Origin of the sequence: Flavobacterium fryxellicola (genome assembly GCF_900143245.1) — a bacterium.
Classification (GTDB): domain Bacteria; phylum Bacteroidota; class Bacteroidia; order Flavobacteriales; family Flavobacteriaceae; genus Flavobacterium; species Flavobacterium fryxellicola.
Map to the genome: position 1 here is coordinate 422,708 of NZ_FRDK01000001.1, position 20,780 is coordinate 443,487.

A 20,780-nucleotide genomic window follows, 5' to 3' on the forward strand; every position below is an offset into this window, starting at 1 on the left:
ATGTTTAAAAGCTTCAAAATAGCAACGCTCTCGTTACGAATCAGGATTTTCCTTTCGATGATTGTATTGATATTAATGGCTTCTGTAATCCTCGCTTCCATTTCTATTATCCAATTTAAAAATGAAGCCAAAGAATACCACCAAGAGCGCTTGGAACGAAATGAAAACGCTGTAAAACAACACATTAATTTTATCTTATCCACCACGACCTATCCGCTGACCTCTGGAAATTTAGACCTGATTTTTAAAGACAAAATTCACGAATTAGCCCACATTCACAACATTGAAATTAATATCTATGGTCTGGAGGGACAGTTACTAAAATCCTCTAAAGAATCCTTTTCTGTTGATAAAGTGGCGCCCCCGATTCCAAAGTACATCCTGAAACTCGTCCGCTCTTCGATTGAAAAAAGATACGTAGACATCAAAACTATTGATGGCAAAAAAAACCGTTCCGCTTTTAGCCAGATCAAAGATGACAAATTTAAACCCTTAGGAATTTTAAACTTACCTTATGTAGAAGATGACGGCTACTATGAAAATGAATTGAAAAGTTTTCTAATTCGTCTGGGTCAAGTGTATACCTTCATGCTTATTATAGCTTTTGCGTTTGCTTATTTTCTATCGTCCTACATCACCAAATCCTTAAAAACGATTTCAGACAAACTAAGTGAAACAAGCTTGAATCAGAAAAACGAAAAAATAGTTTTGGAAGCCAGCAGTAAAGAGATCAATCTTTTGATCAATTCATACAACGGAATGGTGGATAAGCTGGAGAAAAGCGCCATAAAACTGGCTCAAAGTGAACGGGAAGAAGCGTGGCGCGAAATGGCAAAACAAGTGGCACATGAAATCAAGAATCCGCTTACACCAATGCGATTAACGGTGCAAAGTTTTCAGCGAAAATTTGATCCAATGGATCCTAACGTCAAACAGAAAATGAACGACTACTCCGAAACTTTAATTCAGCAAATTGATACAATGAGTGCGGTGGCTTCCGCATTTTCAAATTTTGCTTCGATGCCAGCGCAACAAAATGAAACCTTGAATGTGGTGGAAGTAGTAGAACTAGCGATGGATATTTTTAATGAGGAGTATATTGAATTTAAAAGTGATTCTCCCGAAATTATTTCGATAATTGACCGCACACAGCTCATTCGGATTATCACCAATCTAGCAAAGAACGCTATTCAGTCTATTCCGGAGCAGCAAGAAGAAAAATCCGTTGTGGTACGCATTCGCAAAGAAGCCAACAATGTCTTAATCACGGTGGCAGACAACGGAATTGGCATTCAGCCTAAAGACATCAGCCGCATATTCGAACCAAAGTTTACTACCAAAAGTAGCGGAATGGGTCTTGGCCTTGGAATTATAAAAAACATTATCGAAAATTATAAAGGAACAATTACCTTTGAATCTGAATTTGGAAAAGGAACGACTTTTATCGTCTCTCTGCCTATAACAAACACTTAAAAACAGACTTATGAACTACGAAAATATTTTAATTGCTACCGAAAATAACATTGCAACGGTTACTATTAATCGTCCAACAAAATTAAATGCTTTGAATGTTGCCACTATTTCTGATTTGAACAAGGCTTTCAAAACATTAGCCGCAAACGATGAAGTTCGTGTAATCATACTAACTGGAAGTGGTGAAAAAGCATTTGTAGCCGGTGCTGATATTTCAGAATTTGCTCATTTCTCCATTGCAGAAGGAGCGCAATTAGCAGCCGAGGGACAAGAAAAATTATTTGATTTTATAGAGAATCTTAAAACGCCAGTTATTGCAGCCGTGAACGGATTTGCTTTGGGTGGTGGATTAGAATTAGCGATGGCGTGTCATTTTAGAGTCGCCTCAGAAAATGCAAAAATGGGATTACCTGAAGTTTCCTTAGGCGTAATTCCGGGTTACGGAGGAACACAACGCTTGCCGCAATTAATAGGAAAAGGCCGTGCGATGGAAATGATTATGACCGCCGGAATGGCAAGTGCGCAAGATGCCTACAGAATTGGACTTGTGAATCACGTAGTTCCTGAAACAGAGCTTTTAGATTACTGTATAAGCGTGGCTAACAAAATAATAAAAAACTCACCCTACGCCATTGGCAAAGCCATAAAAGCTGTTAATGCCAATTTCAAAGAAGGGAAAAATGGGTATGAAACCGAAATAAAAGCTTTTGGACAATGTTTTGGTACTGAAGATTTTAAAGAAGGAACAACAGCTTTCTTGGAGAAAAGAAAAGCGGTGTTTACAGGGAAATAAGTCAATTAAGATAATTTTAACATTTTTTATTAGGAATTTGTCCCCCCCCCCCCCGCAGTAAGTCTGGTTATTATTAACAAATAAAACCTTATTTATAAAAAAATTATTATTTATTACTGTAGTATTATTAATCAGTGTAAATGGATTTGCAAACTCAAAAGAAAAAATAACAAAAGAAAATCCTAAAGTGAACGATCTTAGTTCTTGTTGTACTGCAACTCTAACTTATAATGGTATATATGTAGATCATAGAGAAGTTTGCGGTATGATAATAACAGGCGATAATTGTAACGTTGCTACAGAACAACTTTTAGCGGCTCATCCAGAAGTTCCAAGGCTTACAGCAGAATAACTCAAGAACTAAAAAATAATTGAAATAATAACAGTAACGCTCCAAAGCGTTACGGTTTAATCCTTTTAACAATTGAATATGTTTAAGTATATCACACTCTTTTTCACCTTTTTTTCATTTGCTCAAAACAAGCGATATCATATAGTATACGATTATACCCTTAACTCAAAAGACATAGGTTTGATAACTAACCTTAAAAGTTACTTGACGGGAGATGGCAAAAAATCTATTTACGAAGAGGATTTCATGAAATCAAAATCACAAGCAGCTGATGATAATTCATTCTCGATTCCCACAAAGAATAACCCTGCATTTTTCAAAGAGATACACAGCAAAATAGTTACCTATAATGATCATATACAAATGAAGTTTTTTGATGTTACTGATGTTCATCCAAGTTTTGATTGGAAAATAGAATCCGATACAAAAATTATTTTAGGTTATACTTGTCAAAAGGCGAACATATATTTTAGAGGAAGAGATTACACTGTTTACTTTACTACCGACATACCTTATTCCGATGGACCTTGGAAATTTTCAGGATTACCAGGAATGATACTAGAAGCTACCTCTGATGACGAAACTGCAGCGTATTCAATGATAGCAGAAAAAGTAGAATTAAAAGAAACAACAAATAGCATACAAAATCCATATCTAAAGTCAAATTTGATTACCTATCAAGATTATTTAGATAAATATAAACTAAAATATGATGAGTCTCGCAGCAGAATGGATACAAATGGATATTCCAGAGGTATGAATAAAGGAGCTAAAGAGGTTTATATAACATATTAAAAAGTGAAAAAATTAATTCTATTATTATTTTTTCTAATCAGCCAGTACTCTAATTCGCAAATTATAAAAGGAACTATTTTAGATTCAAATGGAAATCCTGTTACCGCAAATATTTTAATAAAAAAACCACAAACACCTCAGCTCATTTATCAATTTGCAACGACTGATTCTCGAGGCGACTATTTTGTAAAACTAAAAGAACCGTTGGACAGCGTAATAATTGCTGTAACCTCTTATGCCTACGAAACAAATGAAAAACACCTTAAAATCCTTAAAAATAGCGAAACAATTATATTAGACTTTGAACTACAAACAAGAATAACTGCATTAAAGGAGGTTGTAATCACTGAAAACAAAAAAATAACACGAAAAAAGGATACTATAGTTTACGATTCTGAAAAATTCAAAGATGGTTCGGAAAAAGTAGTTGAGGATTTATTAAAAAAATTACCTGGCATAAAAATTTCTGAAAATGGAGAAATAAAATTCAATGGAAAGTCGATAAAAAAAATGCTTTTAGATGGAGATGATTTATTTGATAATCAATACATTGTTGGGTCTAAAAACATGGATGCTGCTCTACTTGATAAAGTAGAAGTAATCGAAAAATACAGTGAAAATTCATTACTTAAAGGAATATATGACAGTGAAGATGTTGCCATCAACCTAAAATTAAAAAAAGGGAAAAGTGAGTTTTCCGGAAATTCAAAACTAGGATTAGGATATAAAAATAAATACGATTTTAATACTACAGGGATTATAATAAATGCCAAGATCAAGGGTTTTGGAGTTGCAACATACAATAACGTGGGTTTAAATAATTCTCCGTATGACTTTTACTCCAACAATGTATCATTTGAAGATCTTAAGGAAAATAATTCAACAGCTAAGTCTTTAATAAATCAAGGTAATTTCTATTCTCCATTAGAAGATAAATTTCACCGTATAAATAAAACTTTTTACTCTAGTTTCAATTCACTTTATAAATTATCAAAAAAAACTATTTTAAAAGTGAATTTAGGTATTTATGACGATCAATTATCCCGCAACAACAAAGAGGAAACAACTATTACAGCTAATAATGAGACCTTTACTTTCTATCAATCAGAAAACAACGTCAAATCGCCCAAATTGTACGATGGGAATATTCATTTTGAAAATAAAGAAAAAGAAAAGTTACATTGGGAATATTCAGGAAAACTAAAATATCAAGAAATTAATTTTTGGTCTAATTCAATAAACGAATCTTTAAAACAGAATAACCAAATTACTTCCATAAATCGGTACGAGAAACATCACTTTAATTTAACTAAAAAAATAAGTGATAAAAGTGCTTTTACAACACAAACAAATTTCATAAAAAGTTCAGCACCTCAACAATTTACTTTATCGCCCGGCATCAGTATTAATGAAAGCGATGATTCTTATGTACAACAAAACAATCAGGACAGTCGTTTTGATAAAATAACTTTTTCAAGTACCTCTAATTATTTGCACACATTTAATTCATGTACATGGCAAGTACAAGCAGGATTTTTTTCGATACAAAATAAATTAAAAAGTTTATTAAGAACAGTTAGTGAAAATGAAGAAGCCTTTTCCAATATTGATTATAGTAACGATTTAAAATACAATCTCAACTTCCCGTTTTTTAATACAAATTGGTCTTACAATAAAAACAAAATTGGTTTAAGAATAAACTTAGAATCAAAATATTTCACTATTAATATTGAAGATTTGATAAGACAAAAAACTGTTTTTGAAAACGAAATGATTGTTTCGCCAAGCTTACAGTTTATTTACAAGTTTTCGCAAAACACACAGATAAATTCAAGTTATAGCTTTAATCAAAATGCACCAATGGAAAACAATCTTTTTGTAGGAATAATTCAAACGGGGTATAGAAGCTTCCTAAATAATGAATTTAATCTTGGTTTTTTAAAAACACATGCTTACGGTATAAATTTTAATTACAATGACTTGTATCATCAAAACCGATTATCAGTACAACTTCAACACAACCAAAGAGACAATAATTATTTTATAAGATCCTTAATTAATAACGAAATTAGCACAACCACGGCTTTTTTATTAAATAATGGTAATCAAGACTATAGTGCTACTATAAACGCAGAAAAATACATTCATTCTTTGAGAACTACTTTTGAATTTAATACCCGTTATTCTATTTCATATACTAAAAACAGCATCAACGCTGCAGCGATTAGAGACATTGTATCTCGAAACACTTTATTCGACTTTTCAATGAGAATAAAGCTGGATAAAAATACTTTTGTAGAGAACAAATCTTATTTCATGCATTACGCAACAGTAGTTCAAGGCGGGAATGAAAATCGTTTTAGCTCACTAAAAAACGCACTAAAACTAGTTTATAATTTAGATAAAAGAATTAAAACTGCAACGGTTTTAAATTTCATAAGCCCAGATTTGTCAGTTGAAAATAACTACTTGTTTCTAGATACTGAAATAACATTCAGCTCAAAAAACAAGAAAATAGAGTATTCTCTACTAGGAAGAAATTTGACTAATAATAAAAATTTTGAAACTATCTCTATTTCAGACTTTTCAAGATCTATTTCCTCTCACAACCTTATCAATAGATTTGTAATGGTTAGTGTAGGTTTTCGATTTTAGATGCCAAACTGAAAGATTCTGGTTAATGTGTACTAGGATTACAACTATTGCATTGGTGTAAAGCAATTGATTTATCCTGAAAATTATTTCGTTCAGTTGATACATTCTTCGCAAACAAAACCTAATTTTGTAAATTAAATCTAATTTTTAATACTAAGAACCAATGTCCTTCCAACCTGTATTTGCACTTTTCTGGGAAAATGTAAAAAAAAGCATTCAAAATGGCACTTACGCCAAATTAACACTTGCCAAAACGATAGGTGACACCGAGTTGAAAAACATCTATGTTCGTCCCGTTTTATTAGAAAATGATGTTTTTAGTCTTTCCCTTACTGCAAAGTACAAAACGGAAGAAATAGAGTCATTTCATACCTTAGACGAAGCTTTCATGATATTGGCTCCTTTTATGAATAATCCTTTTTTAACGGCCCTTTTATTTACTACAGAAAATGACATCACCTTTAAACTCAATAAAAAAAGAGTAGCGAGTATTATTGAACAAGCGCCAACTTTTAAAAACGCATCAGATGTGATTATGGAAATGCAATCGAAAGGGATTTCGATTTAAGATTTTTGATCATCTTTTCACTTTGTCATTCCGGAGGAATCCGGACATAAGTGTGATTATTCTTTATCACCAAGCGATGGGACGCTTCCAGCGTGACAAATTGGACTGGAAAAAGCGGATTGAGAAAATTATACTAAACTAAGTACTAAAACTATCTATTTAATTTGTCATTCTGGAAGAATCCCTACAATAGTGTGATTTTACTTTATTAGCAAGTGATGAGACGCTTCCAGCGTGACAAACTGGATTGGAAAAACTGGACTAAAAAAATCGGGTGTTAAATTATCTACTAACTTCGTCATTCCGGAGGAATCACTGCACTACTATGATTTTGAGATTACATTAAAAACTACTCAAAATGAGAATTCAAGAATTTCATTTCTGGATTAAATTCTTGAATTAGATTTAATTTCAATTCTCTCCGCATGTCTTTGATTTCCTTTTCTCTAGCAATGGCAAGCTGAATCCATCCGAAATGTTCATAATAAATCAAAAACTCGACATTGTAACGAGCAGTAAAACTACTAGCATTAATGTGGTTCTTATGCTCATTTAGCCTGCGTTTTAAATTATTGGTAACACCAGTATATAAAACAGTTCTGTTTTTATTCGTTATCATGTAAACATAAAAGTTGTAGATTCCTTCTGTATATTCAATCATTTTTTTAAGATAAAACTAATAAATATTTTGAGAAAGGCAAGTGCTTTATCCTAATTTGTCATTCCGGAGAAATCCCTACAATAGTCTGATTATTGTTTAGTACCCGGCACTGAGACGCTTCCAGCGTGACAAACTAAACTGGATAATTGGACTGGGAAAACTGGACTAGGAAAACTGGACCAAGAAAACTGGATTAGGAAAACCAAGTCATAAAACTACCTACTTACATTGTCATTTCTGAGGAATCCCGACAATAATATGATTTTGCTTCGGCAGCAACCGATGAGACGCTTCCAGCGTGACAAACTAAACTGGATAATTGGACTGGGAAAACTAGACTAGGAAAACTGGATTAGGAAAACCAAGTCATAAAACTACCTACTTACATTGTCATTTCTGAGAAATCCCTACAATAATATGATTTTACTTTAGCTGCAAGTGATGAGACGCTTCCAGCGTGACAAACTAAACTGAATAACTGGACTAGGAAAACTGGACTAGGAAAACTGGACCAGGAAAACTAAGTCATAAAACTATCTATTTGATTTGTCATTTCTGAGGAATCCCTACATTAGTGTAATTTTACTTTAGCTGCAAGTGATGAGACGCTTCCAGCGTGACAAACTAAACTGGATAATTGAACTGGGAAAACTGGACTAGGATAACTGGACTAGGAAAACTGGACCAGGAAAACTAAGTCATAAAACTACCTGCTTACTTTGTCATTCCGCAGGAATCCCTACAATTGTGTGATTTTACTTTAGCTGCAAGTGATGAGACGCTTCCAGCGTGACAAACTGGAGTGGAAAAACTGTGTTGGAAAAATTAGCCCGAAAAAACAGGTAATAAAAATTATTAATTTGTCATTCCGGAGGAATCCCGACAATAATATGATTTTACTGTAACAACAAACTGTGAAACGCTTCCAGCGAGAAAAATAGGATACCAAATCACTGCTAAGCGGAAAACAGATAACCGATAACTAAAAAACTGAACGCGAAATACTACTTCTCCCCTTCCCACTCCGCGTAAAACTGAGCTAGAAAACCTTCCATATAGCAGTGTCTTTCTTTTGCAATTTGTTTTCCCGTTGCGGTATTCATCTTATCTTTTAAGAGTAATAATTTTTCGTAGAAGTGATTGAGCGTTGGCGAATCATTATTTTTGTATTCTTCCTTGGTCATGCTTGAATTTGGCGCTATTTCGGGATCATACAGCGTTCTATTTTTAAAACCGCCATAATTGAATGTTCTGGCGATTCCAATCGCTCCTATGGCGTCTAAACGGTCCGCATCCTGAACCACATTCAATTCTATCGAAGTAAATTTCTTCTCAAAATTCCCGCCTTTGTACGAGATGTTTTCAATAATATTTACCACGTGTTCGATTATTTCTTCATCAACATTTTCGGATTCTAAAAATTCTCGAGCTACTCTTGGACCAACGGTTTCGTCACCATTGTGAAACTTACTATCGGCAATATCGTGTAGCAAAGCGCCAAGTTGCACTATTGCAGTATCACAAGCTTCATTTTTAGCAATCAACAACGTGTTTTTGTACACGCGCTCTATATGAAACCAATCGTGTCCACTTTCAGCGTTTTCTAGTTTTTCTTTTACAAAAAGAATTGTTCTAGGTATTAAATCTGGATTAATCATTATATATTTACTTAAAAAAAATGTTGAATTTCAAAGTTCTTCAACTTCAAAATCCAACATTTTTATTCTTTATTTAGAAATCTATCTTGCCAAAGCAGGTTCCACCCATTTGAAAATATGCGACTCTTGCGGAATTACCAATCGCTCTGAAATTCTTGCCATTCTGCCTGGTAATTTCATTAAGTACTCACGGGCTTTCTCAGCTTCCTCTGTCAAACCGGTAATTTTGTCAATTTCCCATTTTTCGATTAGTTTCTGCATGATATCTACATAATCGGCTGCGGTGTAAACCCCAATACGTTGTGCCGAATCAGAAAACTGTTCGAATGCCGTGCTTATTTTCTCACCTGATTCTCTCAAGAAATGCGCTGGCATCACAATTTTTGCTTTCATCATGTATTGAAAAGCAAGCATCATTTCGCTTGGATCCACCTGAAAAATACGAGTTACAAATTCACTGTACGCATGATGATGACGCATTTCGTCACCAGCAATCATTTTACACATTTTAGATAATTTGTTGTCTCCATATTTCTTAGCCATTTGCGCCACTCTGTTATGAGAAACGTACGTTGCTAATTCTTGAAAACTAGTGTACACAAAGTTTTTGTAAGGATCTCTTCCGGTTCCAATATCAAAACCATCGTTGATCAAGTGCTGTGTTGTCATTTCAACTTCACGCATGTTCACACGACCTGACAAATACAAATATTTATTCAGCAAATCACCATGACGATTTTCTTCACCAGTCCATTGTCTGATCCATTTAGACCAGCCATTTCTTTCGACGTTATCAATTCCTTCGACGTCCATTAACCAGGACTCGTAAGTTGGCAACGCTTCCTCAGTAATGGTATCTCCTACTAAAGTTACCCAGAAATCGTATGGTAATTCTTTTGCAATTTCACGCAATTCTTTGACCTCATCAAAAAAAGTATCACTTTGAGAATTAGGCAAAAAATCAGTTGGTTGCCATATTTTTTCTACTGGAATTAGATACTGATCGACAAAGCTGTCTACGTTTTTTTCCAAAAACTGCATTACTTCTAATCGAATGTTTTTTATTGACATTATATATAAATTAAATTTTTATTCCTTGAACTACTGCTGCTTCTGTCTTTTCCATCAACTGCGCAAAATCATACGCTGCAACCGCTAACGGTTTATGAACTACAAAGGTAAGGCGATTTCCTAGACCTAAGGGAAAAAACCCGTATTTAACTATTTTCCAAGAATTGTTTATGCTTATAGGAACCACGAATGCTGAAGGAGCATTTTTGCACAATATTTTCAATCCCGTTTGAGAAAACTCTTTTGGCTTTCCGGTCTTACTTCGTGTTCCTTCTGGAAAAATAACGGCTGAACGGTTGTATTTTTCAATGTATTCTGCCAATCCTTTAATGGCAGGAATGGCTTGTTTAGGATCCTTACGATCGATAAGCACTGAACCGCCATGACGCAAATTAAAAGACACACTTGGAATACCACTTCCTAATTCTTTCTTACTAACAAATTTACAATGAAAACGGCGAAAAAACCAAATCATAGCAATAATATCGTACATGCTTTGGTGGTTAGAGACAAAAATCAATGGTACATTTTTTGGAATATTTTCAATATTTTCAAACTTGTACGTTGTTCCTAACAGATTTGTGCATTTCACTAAGAAAAAGTTCAGATAATCAACACTTTTTTTATGGGCTTGATACCCAAATCCATGGAAACAAACCCACTGTATCGGATGAAAAATAACTAAAGTAAGACCGAAACATAAATAATAAATAACGGAAATGGGATACGAAATCAGTTTTTGCATGCTTAAAAATTTAACGCAAAAGTAAGAAATATATTTTTAGCGGTATTTAAATCGGAAACAATATACAGGCTCAACGTTTAATCGTAACTTTGCCAATCAAAATTGACGCCATTTCTCTACTAAAATGAATTTCACATACCCCAAAAACGAAAAGCTAAAAAGCAAAATAACCATTGGACTCTTGTTTACTGAAGGGAAATCAGTATCCAAATATCCGTTGCGATTGGTGTATAAAGCGGGTTCTTTTGGCAAACCCGAATCAAGTCCCGGAGGATCGGGATCGGGGACGGGAGAAAAAATAAAAATGGGCGTTTCGGTTTCTAAAAAGAATTTCAAGAAAGCCGTAGATCGCAATTATTTCAAACGGGTGTTGCGCGAAACCTATCGCCTGAACAAACACTTATTAGTTGATCATCTGGACCAACCGTATTCCTTTATGTTTTTTTACCAAACAAAAGACCGCTTGTCCTATCAGGAAATCAACACCAAAACCATTCAGTTATTTGAGAAGTTTATTGCTCAAAACATTAAAAAACCAGAGTCAGAAATCGATAGCAATTCGAAAATTTAACTTTTTACTTGCACCACGTAAACATAATTGCCATTAGATTCTGTCCTGCACTATTATTTCATGATTTATACCTATTTTAGTGGCTTCAAATTAAGCCTACTAAATCCATGAACCTTCTCAAAAAAAAATTCATCATCCCAGTTGTCGCTTCAGCATTTCTGCTAGTTGGAACTAGTTTCAAGGATGATTTTTTCGAAATTGCCAAGCAAATCGAGATATTCACCACGCTTTTCAAGGAATTGAACCGCAATTATGTTGATGAAACTAATCCTGGAGAGTTAATGGACAAGGCCATAAAAGGGATGTTAGCAAATTTAGATCCGTACACGGTGTACTTTAATGAGCAAGATGTAGTGCGTTTCAAGATAAACAATACCGGTGAATACACGGGAATAGGCGCTTTACTGACCCGGAAAGAAGACAAATTAATCGTTAAGGAACCCTATAAAGATTTTCCTGCCGACAAAGCGGGATTGAAGGCTGGTGACGAAATTATTCAGGTAGGCGATGTGCTTTTATCTGAATTTAAAGAGGAAGCTTCTCAACTCTTCAAAGGTGCTAAAAACACTAAAATCGATATCAAATACATCCGTCAGGGAAAAGTAAGCGCTACTCAGATTGTTCTTGACGAAGTCGAAATAAAATCGGTTCCCTTCTTTGGAAAAATAGACGACAAAACAGGCTACATTGTATTGTCCCATTTTAATAAAAAAGCATCGATAGAAACTAAAGAGGCACTGGAACAGCTAAAAAAAGAAGGTGCAGAACGCATTATCCTAGATGTAAGAGATAATCCTGGAGGACTCTTGAATGAAGCAGTAAATATTTGTAATTTATTCCTTCCAAAAAATGAGATTATTGTGACGACAAAATCGAAAATAGAGAAACACAACAGCACTTATAAAACAACCAAAGATCCCGTAGACACTGAAATCCCATTAATCATTCTAGTCAATGGCCGCAGTGCCTCGGCATCAGAAATCGTCGCTGGCGCCTTGCAGGATTTAGACCGTGCGGTAGTGGTAGGAAGTCGTAGTTTTGGGAAAGGACTTGTACAAAGACCCGTAGATTTAACCTTTGGGACGCAATTAAAAGTAACTATTTCTCGTTATTACACACCATCTGGCAGATGTATTCAAGCATTAAATTATTCTAAAAAAGACAAAAATGGAATTGCTTTAAAAACCGAAGAGAAAAACTTCAATGCCTTTAAAACTAGAAAGGGAAGAACCGTATATGACGGTGGCGGAATCCAACCTGATGTGGAACTGGAAGAAACAAAATCGAGTCCCATCACAAATGCTTTGTTGCGTAATGACGGAATTTTTAACTATGCCACAACTTATTATTATAAAAATCCGAGCTTAGGAAATCAGATTCCGGTACTCTCGGATGCTGATTATGCTGATTTTAAACAATTTTTGAAAGCGCAAAAATTCTCTTTTGACACAGAAACGGAGTTGGCGTTAAAAAACACTTTGGCTGTAGCCAAAAAAGAAAAATTAGAGGAATCCATTCAGTTAGAATACCAACAATTACTTACCGCTCTGCAAAAAAGTGAAAATGCATTATTGGATAAAAATCAAAAAGAAATCAAAAAATTGATAATTGATGAAATCATTAAGAGATACCAATACCAAGAAGGACTGTATCAATATTACACCAAAAACAATTCAGAAATTAAAAAGGCAGCCTCTATTTTGAGTGATAATCCAGCGTACCGATCTATTTTAAAAATGTAATGAAACAAGCCTTTTCCATACTACTGCTTCTTTTTACGAGCTATTTATTCGCTCAAGCAAGACCTGTGGAAACAGTTTATTTTGAATTTGACAAATTCACACTATACAATGATCAAGTACAAACGATAATTGATTTCATAAAATACGCAGATACGACCAAAATCGAATCGATACAAATTTATGGCTATTGCGACGATCGAGGCACCAATGATTACAACTATGAATTATCAAAAAATAGAGTTCTAACAGTCCAAAAAATACTCACGGATCATGGTTTTGATAATAACAAAATTGTTATTATTGAAGGTAAGGGCCGCGTAATATTGCAAAAGGATTTGATGGGAAATCTATCAGAAACGCGTTCAAAGAATAGGCGTGTCGACTTATTTATTGTCAAGAAAAACAGTTTTGGGAAGGGTATTTATAATTCATTTCAGGAAAGCCATAAAGTAGGTGATCGAATTTATCTGGAAAATATTCTTTTTGAACTTGGCAGCAGCAAATTGACGGAGCAATCCAAGAAAGAATTGGATGCTATTGCACTTCTTTTGCAACAGCAAAAAACAATGGAATTCGAAATCAGAGGACATGTATGTTGCACGCCCAATTCTTACCAAGATGCCATAGATAAAGACACACAGGAACGGAAACTATCCTTGAATCGGGCCAAAAACGTCTACCGCTATTTGATAAATAAGGGCATAAACAGCCTTAGAATGCACTATGTGGGAAGTGGAAACAAATTTCCTTTAGGTCAAGGCGAAGCAATAGATCGCAGAGTAGAATTTCTAATTTTGAAAATCTAGTTCTCCTCTTTTCATTTCAATATGTGGAATATCATCTTCCAGATACATTTCACTGGTTTGCACAAAACCATGACTTTCATAGAATTTTTTCAAGTACAATTGCGCTCCAATGGTAATTTTTATTTCGCCAAAATGCTGCTGAATTCCGGCTATAGATTCTCGCATCAAGTCGTGTCCCCATTTTCTATCTCTATAATTGGGATCTACGGTTACCCTTCCTATGGAGGCATTGCCAAAACTTATGCCCGGTTTAAACAATCTGGAATGAGCGACAATTTTACCTTCAAACATACCAATAAGATGCAATGCTACTTTGTCTTTTCCGTCGAGATCCAAATAAACACAGTGCTGCTCCACCACGAAAATCTCGCTTCTTAAACGCAGTAAATCATAAAGTTCGTGCACCGTCAGGGCATCAAATGCCTTAATTTCCCATTGTAATGTCATGCCTAATTGTTTTATAAAATGCAAATTAAAGAAATTTAAGGCACTCTTTTAACAACAACTACTGATTTTATGATGGATTCGAGTTCATGCATTAAATCCCTTTTATCTTTTGAAGGCGCATAACAAAACCCTTCCAAAACCAAAATTCGGTTATAATCAGCATCCACAATAGCGTAATTGATAAAAGGTCCGGACATAAAATCGTTGTTTAATTGCCAAGTTCCCTTGGTTTCATAAGTATCTTTTCCGTCAAGATTGATCTTAAATAGATAAGGCGCGTACGCCTCTTCCGTCATCATGTTTGTATCTGGTTCTTTTCCGCTTATGTACAAATGACCTATGGAATCCCGCATTTTTATAATACTAGTACTTAAATCGGTATCTTTATTAATCGCCTTCAAAGGTACTTGATATAGTAACAAGCTGGTATTCCCGCCTATAATTTCCTTTTTTAGCCACATAAAATTACTTTTTTGAAGCACATAGGCATATCCTGAGGGGATTTGCAGACCAATGTGAAACTTGTTCTCTATTATTTTAGGATCTATTAGGGACAGGCTGTTTATTCGTTGGCTCCCGGCAATTTCAGCTTGTTTGATGATTTGAATCATTTGCAGCGCATTTTTTTCAATGCAAGCGAGAATATCGGTATTGGTTTTTCCAGAAATATGGAATACATTTTGAGGGGAAGCGTATTGATTTTTTCGAATTTCAAACTTGTTTTCATCTGCCTTTTTTACCACTATAATCGCTCGTGTATCCGTCATAAATCCTTCCAAAAGCTTGACTGGATATTGATTGATATTAAATAGTGGTTCCTCTTGTGGTAAACCAATCACTGGAGATGCAAACTTGTTCCGAATGCTATCACCAATATCCCCGTTCCACAACTGATCATCGATAATTACAGAAATCGTGTTGATTTTACCCGTTGTTTTACGTGGCATAAGATTATTCTCTTTTTTACAAGAAAATAAGAGCAGAGAAACAAAAAGAAATAAAAAATGGGCTTTATTCATTACGATTCGATTATAAAGTAAAACCCAAATTTATAGAAGTTAATTGATTTATCCGTTAATTTTTAACTTCATTCCAGGCTTGAGCTCTTCACTGCTAATACCGTTCCATTTTTTTAAGTCAGAAGTGGTTACGCCTGGATATTTTTTAGCTATGCTAAATAAAGAATCTCCTTTTTTGACATAATAATTAGAAGGTACTTTTTTAGATGATGCCGTTATATTTGATTTACTCTTGAAGAAATCAACAGTAGCTTTATCAGTGACAATGGCGATTTCATCTTTGGCAACGATTAATGTTTTTCCAATAGTAATCGTATTGTCTGGCAACTTGTTCCAGTGTCTTAAATCCACGACGGAAGCTCCAAATTTACCGGCAATAGCTCCTAAATTATCTCCTTTTAAAACGATATATTCAACATCTTTGCGTTCTGGGTTCAGCGCTAATTCTGGTTTAAAATCCGGTCCGTTATTCGATATTTGCACGGAAGCCCCTATTTGAACTGCATCGCTCGAAAGCCCGTTCCAAGCTTGAAGATCTGCTACTGTAACCTCATATTTAGTAGCAATGCTGCCTAAGTTATCTCCTTTTTGAACCAAATAAAGTTTTGCTTCATCCGTTGTAGAACCACTTGAAGCACTATTTGCTTTTTCTTCTTTATTGCTTTTTGTTTCAGCGGCCAATACCATTTGGCTTTTTAAGATGCTAGTATTTCCTTTAGGTTCTGCTGTTGTTAATTTAATTAAAGACTGACCTGTAATAATCTTCAAGTTTTTGCCATAAGCAAGCGCATTACTATTAAGGTTGTTCCATTTCTTTAATTCGGTAATAGAAACACCATATTTAGAAGCAACACTAGTTAGATTATCTCCTCGCTTCACTTTATAGTACGCTATTTTAGCATCTGTACGGCTTTGAATAACGGTATTTGGAGTGTTTTTAACCACTGCTTTTAAAGTTGGAAATGGTCGTTCTCGCTGGTCTAATTCATATTGCGTGTAGGCATAGATCTGATCCTCATTAGACGCAAAAACGGCTATTTTTTCTTGTGGTAATCTCAAATAATGATTTTCATCATGATAAAATGGAATCACATTCAACTTATACGATGGATTCAAAACCTGCAATTGTGCCACAGGAACATCTAGTAAATCAGAAATTTGTTTGAATGTCATTTGCTGTTTGATCATTATGGTATCCGTGGCAAAATGTTTTACTCTTGCTTTTTCAGGAACAATTCCATGTTCCTTATGATATTCGTAGATGTACATAGTAGCAAGGAAAGCGGGAACATATCCTTGCGTTTCCTTTGGTAAATTTTTTCTAATGTTCCAATAATTTTGCTGTCCGCCAGACCGCCTGATTGCTTTTGAAACATTCCCTGGTCCTGCATTATACGAAGCTAAAACCAAATCCCAATCACCAAATATTTTGTACATGTTGCTCATGTATTGCGTTGCAGCTTGGCTTGCTTTTAAGGGATCACTACGCTCATCTATGTAAGAGTCAATTTTTAATCCATATTGTTTTCCGGTTTGATACATGAATTGCCACAATCCCGTGGCGCCCATTTTAGAGACTGCTTTTGGATTTAAAGCAGATTCCACAACAGCTAAATATTTAATTTCTAAAGGAACATTTTGTTTAGCTAATGCCTCTTCAAATACAGGAAAATAATATTCAGAGACCGCCATTAAACGTTCAAAAGATTTCTTCCTGTACTTCAAAAATGATTTGATGATATTCTCTAAGCCTTGATTGTACTCAATATTAAATGGAGATTTAGCATCCATCGCCGCCAATCGCTCTTTTAATAGCTCTGTAGACAACTCATACTCTATCTTTTCATCAATATTTACATTTTTAATATCCTCCGAAATGGTATTGTACAAATCTAAATTAGTTAATTCCTTCATCCATAAGCTATCCACGCAAGATGCTAAGTCATCTTTTACGAAAGTATTCTTAATGGAATCTAAATAAGATAATTTTATTTCAAATTTTGAAATTTCCTTATTTTCATGAGTTTCTTGGGAAAACAATTGCACTGATAACAGTAGCAAGAGTGATAATGTGGTATTTTTTATATTCATATTTTTACGATCAAAGACCTATATTTCAAATGATTACAAAGCTTGTTTTTACAAACTTAATAGGTTTAAACTAAAAATTTGTTTAAATATTGTTAAAAATGCAATCTTTCCTTGATTTATAAAGAATTTTCATGGCTTTAATAGGCAAAAGTCCCTTTAAAAAACATATTATGAAATCTATAAAAAAACCTTAGCAATAAATATTATCGCTAAGGTTATACTTGTAATCTTGATTCTTGTTTTATAAGGGTATTACACTAAAATTCCAACTGTTTCCCGCAACTTGGTTGTAGCAGAATTAGTCTAGAATTGCTGCAATTCCTGGCAATGTTTTGCCTTCCAGCATTTCTAGCATAGCGCCACCACCAGTAGATACGTAACTCACTTTATCTTCCAATCCAAACTGCTTTACTGCTGCAACAGAGTCGCCTCCACCTACCAACGAGAAGGCTCCCTTTGCAGTAGCTTCTGCAATAAAATTACCCAAAGCAATTGTTCCGTTTGCAAAATTCTCCATTTCAAAAACACCTAGTGGTCCGTTCCACAGAATCGTTTTAGAATCCATAATTACTTTTTTGAAATTTTCTAATGATTTTGGACCTGCATCCAATCCTTGCCATCCGTCTGGAATTTCTTTTACATCCACGATTTGAGTTTCAGCATCATTTGAGAAAGCGTTGGCTGCAATAACATCAACAGGAATGTGAATTTGAACCCCTTTTTCCTTCGCTAATCTCAAGATTTCCAATGCCAATTCTTGTTTGTCATCTTCACAGATAGAATTTCCAATTTTGCCGCCTAAAGCTTTTACGAAAGTAAACGTCATTCCGCCACCAATAATCATGTGATCCACTTTATCTAAAATATTCTCGATCACGGTAATTTTAGAAGACACTTTTGAACCTCCTAAAACGGCGGTCACCGGTTTTTCACTATTTTTCAAAACTTTGTTTAAACTCTCAATTTCTTTAGCCAATAATAAACCGAAACATTTTTTATTTTCAAAAAATTGGGCAATAATGGTAGTTGAAGCATGCGCTCTGTGTGCGGTCCCAAAAGCATCATTTACGTAAATATCACCAAGTGACGCTAGCTCTTTTGCAAAAGCAACATCTCCAGCTTCTTCTTCGCTATGGAAACGCAGATTTTCTAATAATAATACTTCTCCTACTTGCAGTTTTTCAGCAGCTTCTTTGGCTTCAGATCCAACGCAGTTTGAGGCAAATTGAACAGGAACTCCCAGAATTTCCGAAGTCGTTTTCAAAATGTGTTTCAATGAGTATTTTTCTTCAATCCCTTTTGGTCTTCCTAAATGTGACATTAAAATTACGCTTCCTCCTTGCGCAAGAATTGCATCTATCGTAGGTTTTGCTGCTTCGATACGAGTGGCGTCAGTTACTTTGAAATTTTCGTCCAATGGCACATTAAAATCAACCCGTATTATGGCTTTTTTACTTTTAAAATCGAAATCGTTTACAGTTTTCATCAGTATGTTTTTTAGTTTATTTTTTTTGAAAGAATAACAAATATAGAACTTTTAAATTATTAGTAAATTAGGGAAAAACATCTAAAATAAATTTTACGCAACGAAATCGATGTAAATTAACAAATAATGTTCCTTTTTACTATTTTATTTGTTTTTTAGTTTAAATTAAGACAAATCAAAATTTACAAATTAAACCGCTATTTGACTTATTTTGAATCTTGCCCGTACCAAAACTTTGCCCCGTAAAATTTTAGACTACACCATTTTCTGCTATCTTTGCTTCATGCAATTTTCAGAAATTTTAGGGCAAGAACACATCAAAAGTCATTTGACAAAAAGTGCTAATTTGGGTAGAATTCCACATGCGCAATTGTTTGTTGGCCCTGAAGGAAGCGGCACTTTACCTATGGCTATTGCGTATGCACAATATATTATTTGCAGCAATCAAAATGGGGAGAACGTAGGGTCAAACGAGGCGTGCAATCTCAAATTTCAGAAAATTTCACATCCAGATTTGCATTTTATTTATCCAACGGTAAGTACCGAAGAGGTAAAAACCAAACCTAAAAGCATTGATTTTATTACGGAGTTTCGTCAGTTTTTAGAGCAAAATCCCTACGGAAGCTTATTTGATTGGTATCAAATATTAGGAGTTAAAAACAAACAAGGGGAAATCAGGGTTGATGATGCGCAAGAAATCTTAAAATCTTTGGCTTTAAAATCCTACGAAGGAGGATACAAATTAATGATTATTTGGATGGCCGATAAATTAAATATCGCTGCTTCCAATAAATTATTGAAATTGCTAGAAGAGCCGACCGACCGAACCGTTTTTATCCTCATCTCACAAAATGAAGAAGATATCATTCAAACCATTCGTTCCCGGTGTCAGGTATTGCATTTCAATGGCCTAACCGAAACCGTTATTGCCGAAGCCTTAGTTTCAAGAGAAAATATAGAGCCTAAAACAGCCTTAAAAATAGCCCATCAGGCACAAGGAAATTTCAACAAGGCACTGCAATTAGTACAACCGGATAGTGAATCTGTTTTTTTTGAAAAATGGTTTGTTGACTGGGTTCGTGCCGCCTTTAGAGCCAAAGGAAATGCAGCAGCCATCCAAGATTTGATTCAGTGGAGTGAGCAAATTGCTGGTTTGGGAAGAGAAACTCAGAAAAAATTTCTTCATTTCTGTATTGAGATGTTTCGTCAGGCATTGTTGCTAAATTACCAAGCAGCAAGCTTGGTATACATGGAACCTCAAGTAGAGAAATTCAAGCTCGAGAATTTTGCGCCTTTTGTAAATGGAAACAATATCAGTGCAATTTTTAAAGAACTGTCAGACGCTATGTATCACATTGAGCGCAACGGAAATCCTAAAATTATTTTAACCGATTTATCAATAAAACTAACCCGTTTAATTCACCAAAAATAAAAAAATGAACAACATTACTTCAATTCTGATTTTAATTTTCCTCGCCATTACTTTTCTACAATCCGGTTATGACAAGCTGTTTAACTGGAAAGATAACGTAGATTGGTTAAAAGGGCACTTCGCTAAAACACCATTAAAAAATCAAGTGCCTCTGGCTTTACTAAACATTTTAATTTTAGAATTAATTTCTGGGATTTTATGTGTGGTGGGTTGCATCGAATTACTGGTAAACAACGGAAGAATTTTTGGTTTCTATGGAGCTGTTTTCTCTTGTGTCACACTATTAATGTTGCTATTTGGTCAACGATTAGCTAAGGACTATGACGGCGCGAGAACCATTGTAATCTACTTTATCCCTGCGATATTAGCCGTATATTGGTTGAGTTAAAAAATAAAAAGTTTCCGCATACAACAA

General features: G+C 34.6%; 18 protein-coding genes. 10 read left to right on the forward strand and 8 right to left on the reverse strand.

From position 1 onward, the window contains the following. The 5 genes from BUA03_RS01825 to BUA03_RS01845 all read left to right on the forward strand — a co-directional run bounded on the left by BUA03_RS01825 (position 1) and on the right by BUA03_RS01845 (position 6,636). On the forward strand, positions 1-1,473 hold the full coding sequence (locus tag BUA03_RS01825) for an ATP-binding protein (protein ID WP_066079571.1): 1,473 nt from the start codon (positions 1-3) through the stop codon (positions 1,471-1,473). Between the two features lie 10 nt (positions 1,474-1,483). Continuing rightward, positions 1,484-2,266, forward strand: a complete 783-nt coding sequence (locus BUA03_RS01830; RefSeq protein ID WP_066079081.1) for an enoyl-CoA hydratase/isomerase family protein — start codon at positions 1,484-1,486, stop codon at positions 2,264-2,266. A gap of 430 nt (positions 2,267-2,696) precedes the next feature. Then, entirely contained in the window at positions 2,697-3,413 is a 717-nt protein-coding gene (locus tag BUA03_RS01835) for a GLPGLI family protein (protein WP_066079078.1), read from the forward strand. Between the two features lie 3 nt (positions 3,414-3,416). Beyond that, positions 3,417-6,068, forward strand: coding sequence for a TonB-dependent receptor (locus tag BUA03_RS01840; RefSeq protein WP_066079076.1), 2,652 nt, complete (start codon positions 3,417-3,419; stop codon positions 6,066-6,068). Between the two features lie 163 nt (positions 6,069-6,231). After that, positions 6,232-6,636 carry a hypothetical protein gene (locus BUA03_RS01845; RefSeq protein WP_066079074.1) on the forward strand — a complete coding sequence of 135 codons (405 nt, stop codon included), beginning with the start codon at positions 6,232-6,234 and terminating at the stop codon, positions 6,634-6,636. Positions 6,637-6,985: 349 nt separating this feature from the next. Here BUA03_RS01845 and BUA03_RS01850 read toward each other — a convergent pair whose 3' ends face one another. The 4 genes from BUA03_RS01850 to BUA03_RS01865 all read right to left on the reverse strand — a co-directional run bounded on the left by BUA03_RS01850 (position 6,986) and on the right by BUA03_RS01865 (position 10,771). Then, positions 6,986-7,297, reverse strand: a complete 312-nt coding sequence (locus BUA03_RS01850; protein ID WP_066079071.1) for a GIY-YIG nuclease family protein — start codon at positions 7,295-7,297, stop codon at positions 6,986-6,988. Positions 7,298-8,301: 1,004 nt separating this feature from the next. Next, positions 8,302-8,955 (reverse strand): HD domain-containing protein, encoded by a 654-nt coding sequence (locus tag BUA03_RS01855; protein ID WP_066079068.1) that lies wholly within the window; start codon positions 8,953-8,955, stop codon positions 8,302-8,304. An 81-nt stretch (positions 8,956-9,036) separates the two neighbouring features. Next, on the reverse strand, positions 9,037-10,026 hold the full coding sequence (locus BUA03_RS01860) for an acyl-ACP desaturase (protein ID WP_066079065.1): 990 nt from the start codon (positions 10,024-10,026) through the stop codon (positions 9,037-9,039). A 10-nt stretch (positions 10,027-10,036) separates the two neighbouring features. Beyond that, entirely contained in the window at positions 10,037-10,771 is a 735-nt protein-coding gene (locus BUA03_RS01865; RefSeq protein WP_066079062.1) for a lysophospholipid acyltransferase family protein, read from the reverse strand. Between the two features lie 124 nt (positions 10,772-10,895). Between BUA03_RS01865 and BUA03_RS01870 the strand changes: the two genes are divergently transcribed. The 3 genes from BUA03_RS01870 (at position 10,896) to BUA03_RS01880 (ending at position 13,890) form a co-directional block, all read left to right on the forward strand. Further along, positions 10,896-11,342 (forward strand): ribonuclease P protein component, encoded by a 447-nt coding sequence (locus tag BUA03_RS01870; protein WP_066079059.1) that lies wholly within the window; start codon positions 10,896-10,898, stop codon positions 11,340-11,342. A 107-nt stretch (positions 11,343-11,449) separates the two neighbouring features. Then, a complete protein-coding gene (locus BUA03_RS01875) occupies positions 11,450-13,084 on the forward strand; it encodes a S41 family peptidase (RefSeq protein WP_066079056.1) in 1,635 nt (544 codons plus the stop codon). Next, positions 13,084-13,890 (forward strand): OmpA family protein, encoded by an 807-nt coding sequence (locus BUA03_RS01880; RefSeq protein WP_066079053.1) that lies wholly within the window; start codon positions 13,084-13,086, stop codon positions 13,888-13,890. Before BUA03_RS01875 ends, BUA03_RS01880 begins: the two co-directional genes overlap by 1 nt. Here BUA03_RS01880 and BUA03_RS01885 read toward each other — a convergent pair. The 4 genes from BUA03_RS01885 to BUA03_RS01900 form a co-directional block, all read right to left on the reverse strand. Next, positions 13,873-14,337 (reverse strand): GNAT family N-acetyltransferase, encoded by a 465-nt coding sequence (locus BUA03_RS01885; RefSeq protein ID WP_066079050.1) that lies wholly within the window; start codon positions 14,335-14,337, stop codon positions 13,873-13,875. The genes BUA03_RS01880 and BUA03_RS01885 overlap by 18 nt on opposite strands. Before the next feature lie 35 nt (positions 14,338-14,372). Further along, positions 14,373-15,284 carry a DUF4837 family protein gene (locus BUA03_RS01890; protein WP_317041081.1) on the reverse strand — a complete coding sequence of 304 codons (912 nt, stop codon included), beginning with the start codon at positions 15,282-15,284 and terminating at the stop codon, positions 14,373-14,375. A 120-nt stretch (positions 15,285-15,404) separates the two neighbouring features. Further along, a complete protein-coding gene (locus BUA03_RS01895) occupies positions 15,405-17,447 on the reverse strand; it encodes a LysM peptidoglycan-binding domain-containing protein (RefSeq protein WP_066079044.1) in 2,043 nt (680 codons plus the stop codon). Between the two features lie 298 nt (positions 17,448-17,745). Further along, positions 17,746-18,933, reverse strand: a complete 1,188-nt coding sequence (locus tag BUA03_RS01900; protein WP_066079041.1) for a phosphoglycerate kinase — start codon at positions 18,931-18,933, stop codon at positions 17,746-17,748. Between the two features lie 283 nt (positions 18,934-19,216). Between BUA03_RS01900 and BUA03_RS01905 the strand changes: the two genes are divergently transcribed. Next, the gene (locus tag BUA03_RS01905; RefSeq protein WP_066079038.1) at positions 19,217-20,365 is read left to right on the forward strand and encodes a DNA polymerase III subunit; all 1,149 of its coding nucleotides are present in this window, start codon (positions 19,217-19,219) and stop codon (positions 20,363-20,365) included. A gap of 4 nt (positions 20,366-20,369) precedes the next feature. Further along, positions 20,370-20,753, forward strand: coding sequence for a DoxX family membrane protein (locus BUA03_RS01910; protein WP_066079036.1), 384 nt, complete (start codon positions 20,370-20,372; stop codon positions 20,751-20,753). The last annotated feature ends 27 nt before the right edge of the window (positions 20,754-20,780 follow it).

Excerpts from the sequence above, each read along its gene's own strand:
- BUA03_RS01885 (WP_066079050.1), bottom strand. The coding sequence starts at position 14,337 with ATGACATTACAATGGGAAATTAAGGCATTTGATGCCCTGACGGTGCAC.
- BUA03_RS01835 (WP_066079078.1), top strand. The coding sequence starts at position 2,697 with ATGTTTAAGTATATCACACTCTTTTTCACCTTTTTTTCATTTGCTCAA.
- BUA03_RS01895 (WP_066079044.1), bottom strand. The coding sequence starts at position 17,447 with ATGAATATAAAAAATACCACATTATCACTCTTGCTACTGTTATCAGTG.
- BUA03_RS01905 (WP_066079038.1), top strand. The coding sequence starts at position 19,217 with ATGCAATTTTCAGAAATTTTAGGGCAAGAACACATCAAAAGTCATTTG.
- BUA03_RS01870 (WP_066079059.1), top strand. The coding sequence starts at position 10,896 with ATGAATTTCACATACCCCAAAAACGAAAAGCTAAAAAGCAAAATAACC.
- BUA03_RS01830 (WP_066079081.1), top strand. The coding sequence starts at position 1,484 with ATGAACTACGAAAATATTTTAATTGCTACCGAAAATAACATTGCAACG.
- BUA03_RS01845 (WP_066079074.1), top strand. The coding sequence starts at position 6,232 with ATGTCCTTCCAACCTGTATTTGCACTTTTCTGGGAAAATGTAAAAAAA.
- BUA03_RS01880 (WP_066079053.1), top strand. The coding sequence starts at position 13,084 with ATGAAACAAGCCTTTTCCATACTACTGCTTCTTTTTACGAGCTATTTA.
- BUA03_RS01865 (WP_066079062.1), bottom strand. The coding sequence starts at position 10,771 with ATGCAAAAACTGATTTCGTATCCCATTTCCGTTATTTATTATTTATGT.
- BUA03_RS01900 (WP_066079041.1), bottom strand. The coding sequence starts at position 18,933 with ATGAAAACTGTAAACGATTTCGATTTTAAAAGTAAAAAAGCCATAATA.
- BUA03_RS01825 (WP_066079571.1), top strand. The coding sequence starts at position 1 with ATGTTTAAAAGCTTCAAAATAGCAACGCTCTCGTTACGAATCAGGATT.
- BUA03_RS01860 (WP_066079065.1), bottom strand. The coding sequence starts at position 10,026 with ATGTCAATAAAAAACATTCGATTAGAAGTAATGCAGTTTTTGGAAAAA.
- BUA03_RS01855 (WP_066079068.1), bottom strand. The coding sequence starts at position 8,955 with ATGATTAATCCAGATTTAATACCTAGAACAATTCTTTTTGTAAAAGAA.
- BUA03_RS01910 (WP_066079036.1), top strand. The coding sequence starts at position 20,370 with ATGAACAACATTACTTCAATTCTGATTTTAATTTTCCTCGCCATTACT.
- BUA03_RS01850 (WP_066079071.1), bottom strand. The coding sequence starts at position 7,297 with ATGATTGAATATACAGAAGGAATCTACAACTTTTATGTTTACATGATA.
- BUA03_RS01875 (WP_066079056.1), top strand. The coding sequence starts at position 11,450 with ATGAACCTTCTCAAAAAAAAATTCATCATCCCAGTTGTCGCTTCAGCA.
- BUA03_RS01890 (WP_317041081.1), bottom strand. The coding sequence starts at position 15,284 with ATGCCACGTAAAACAACGGGTAAAATCAACACGATTTCTGTAATTATC.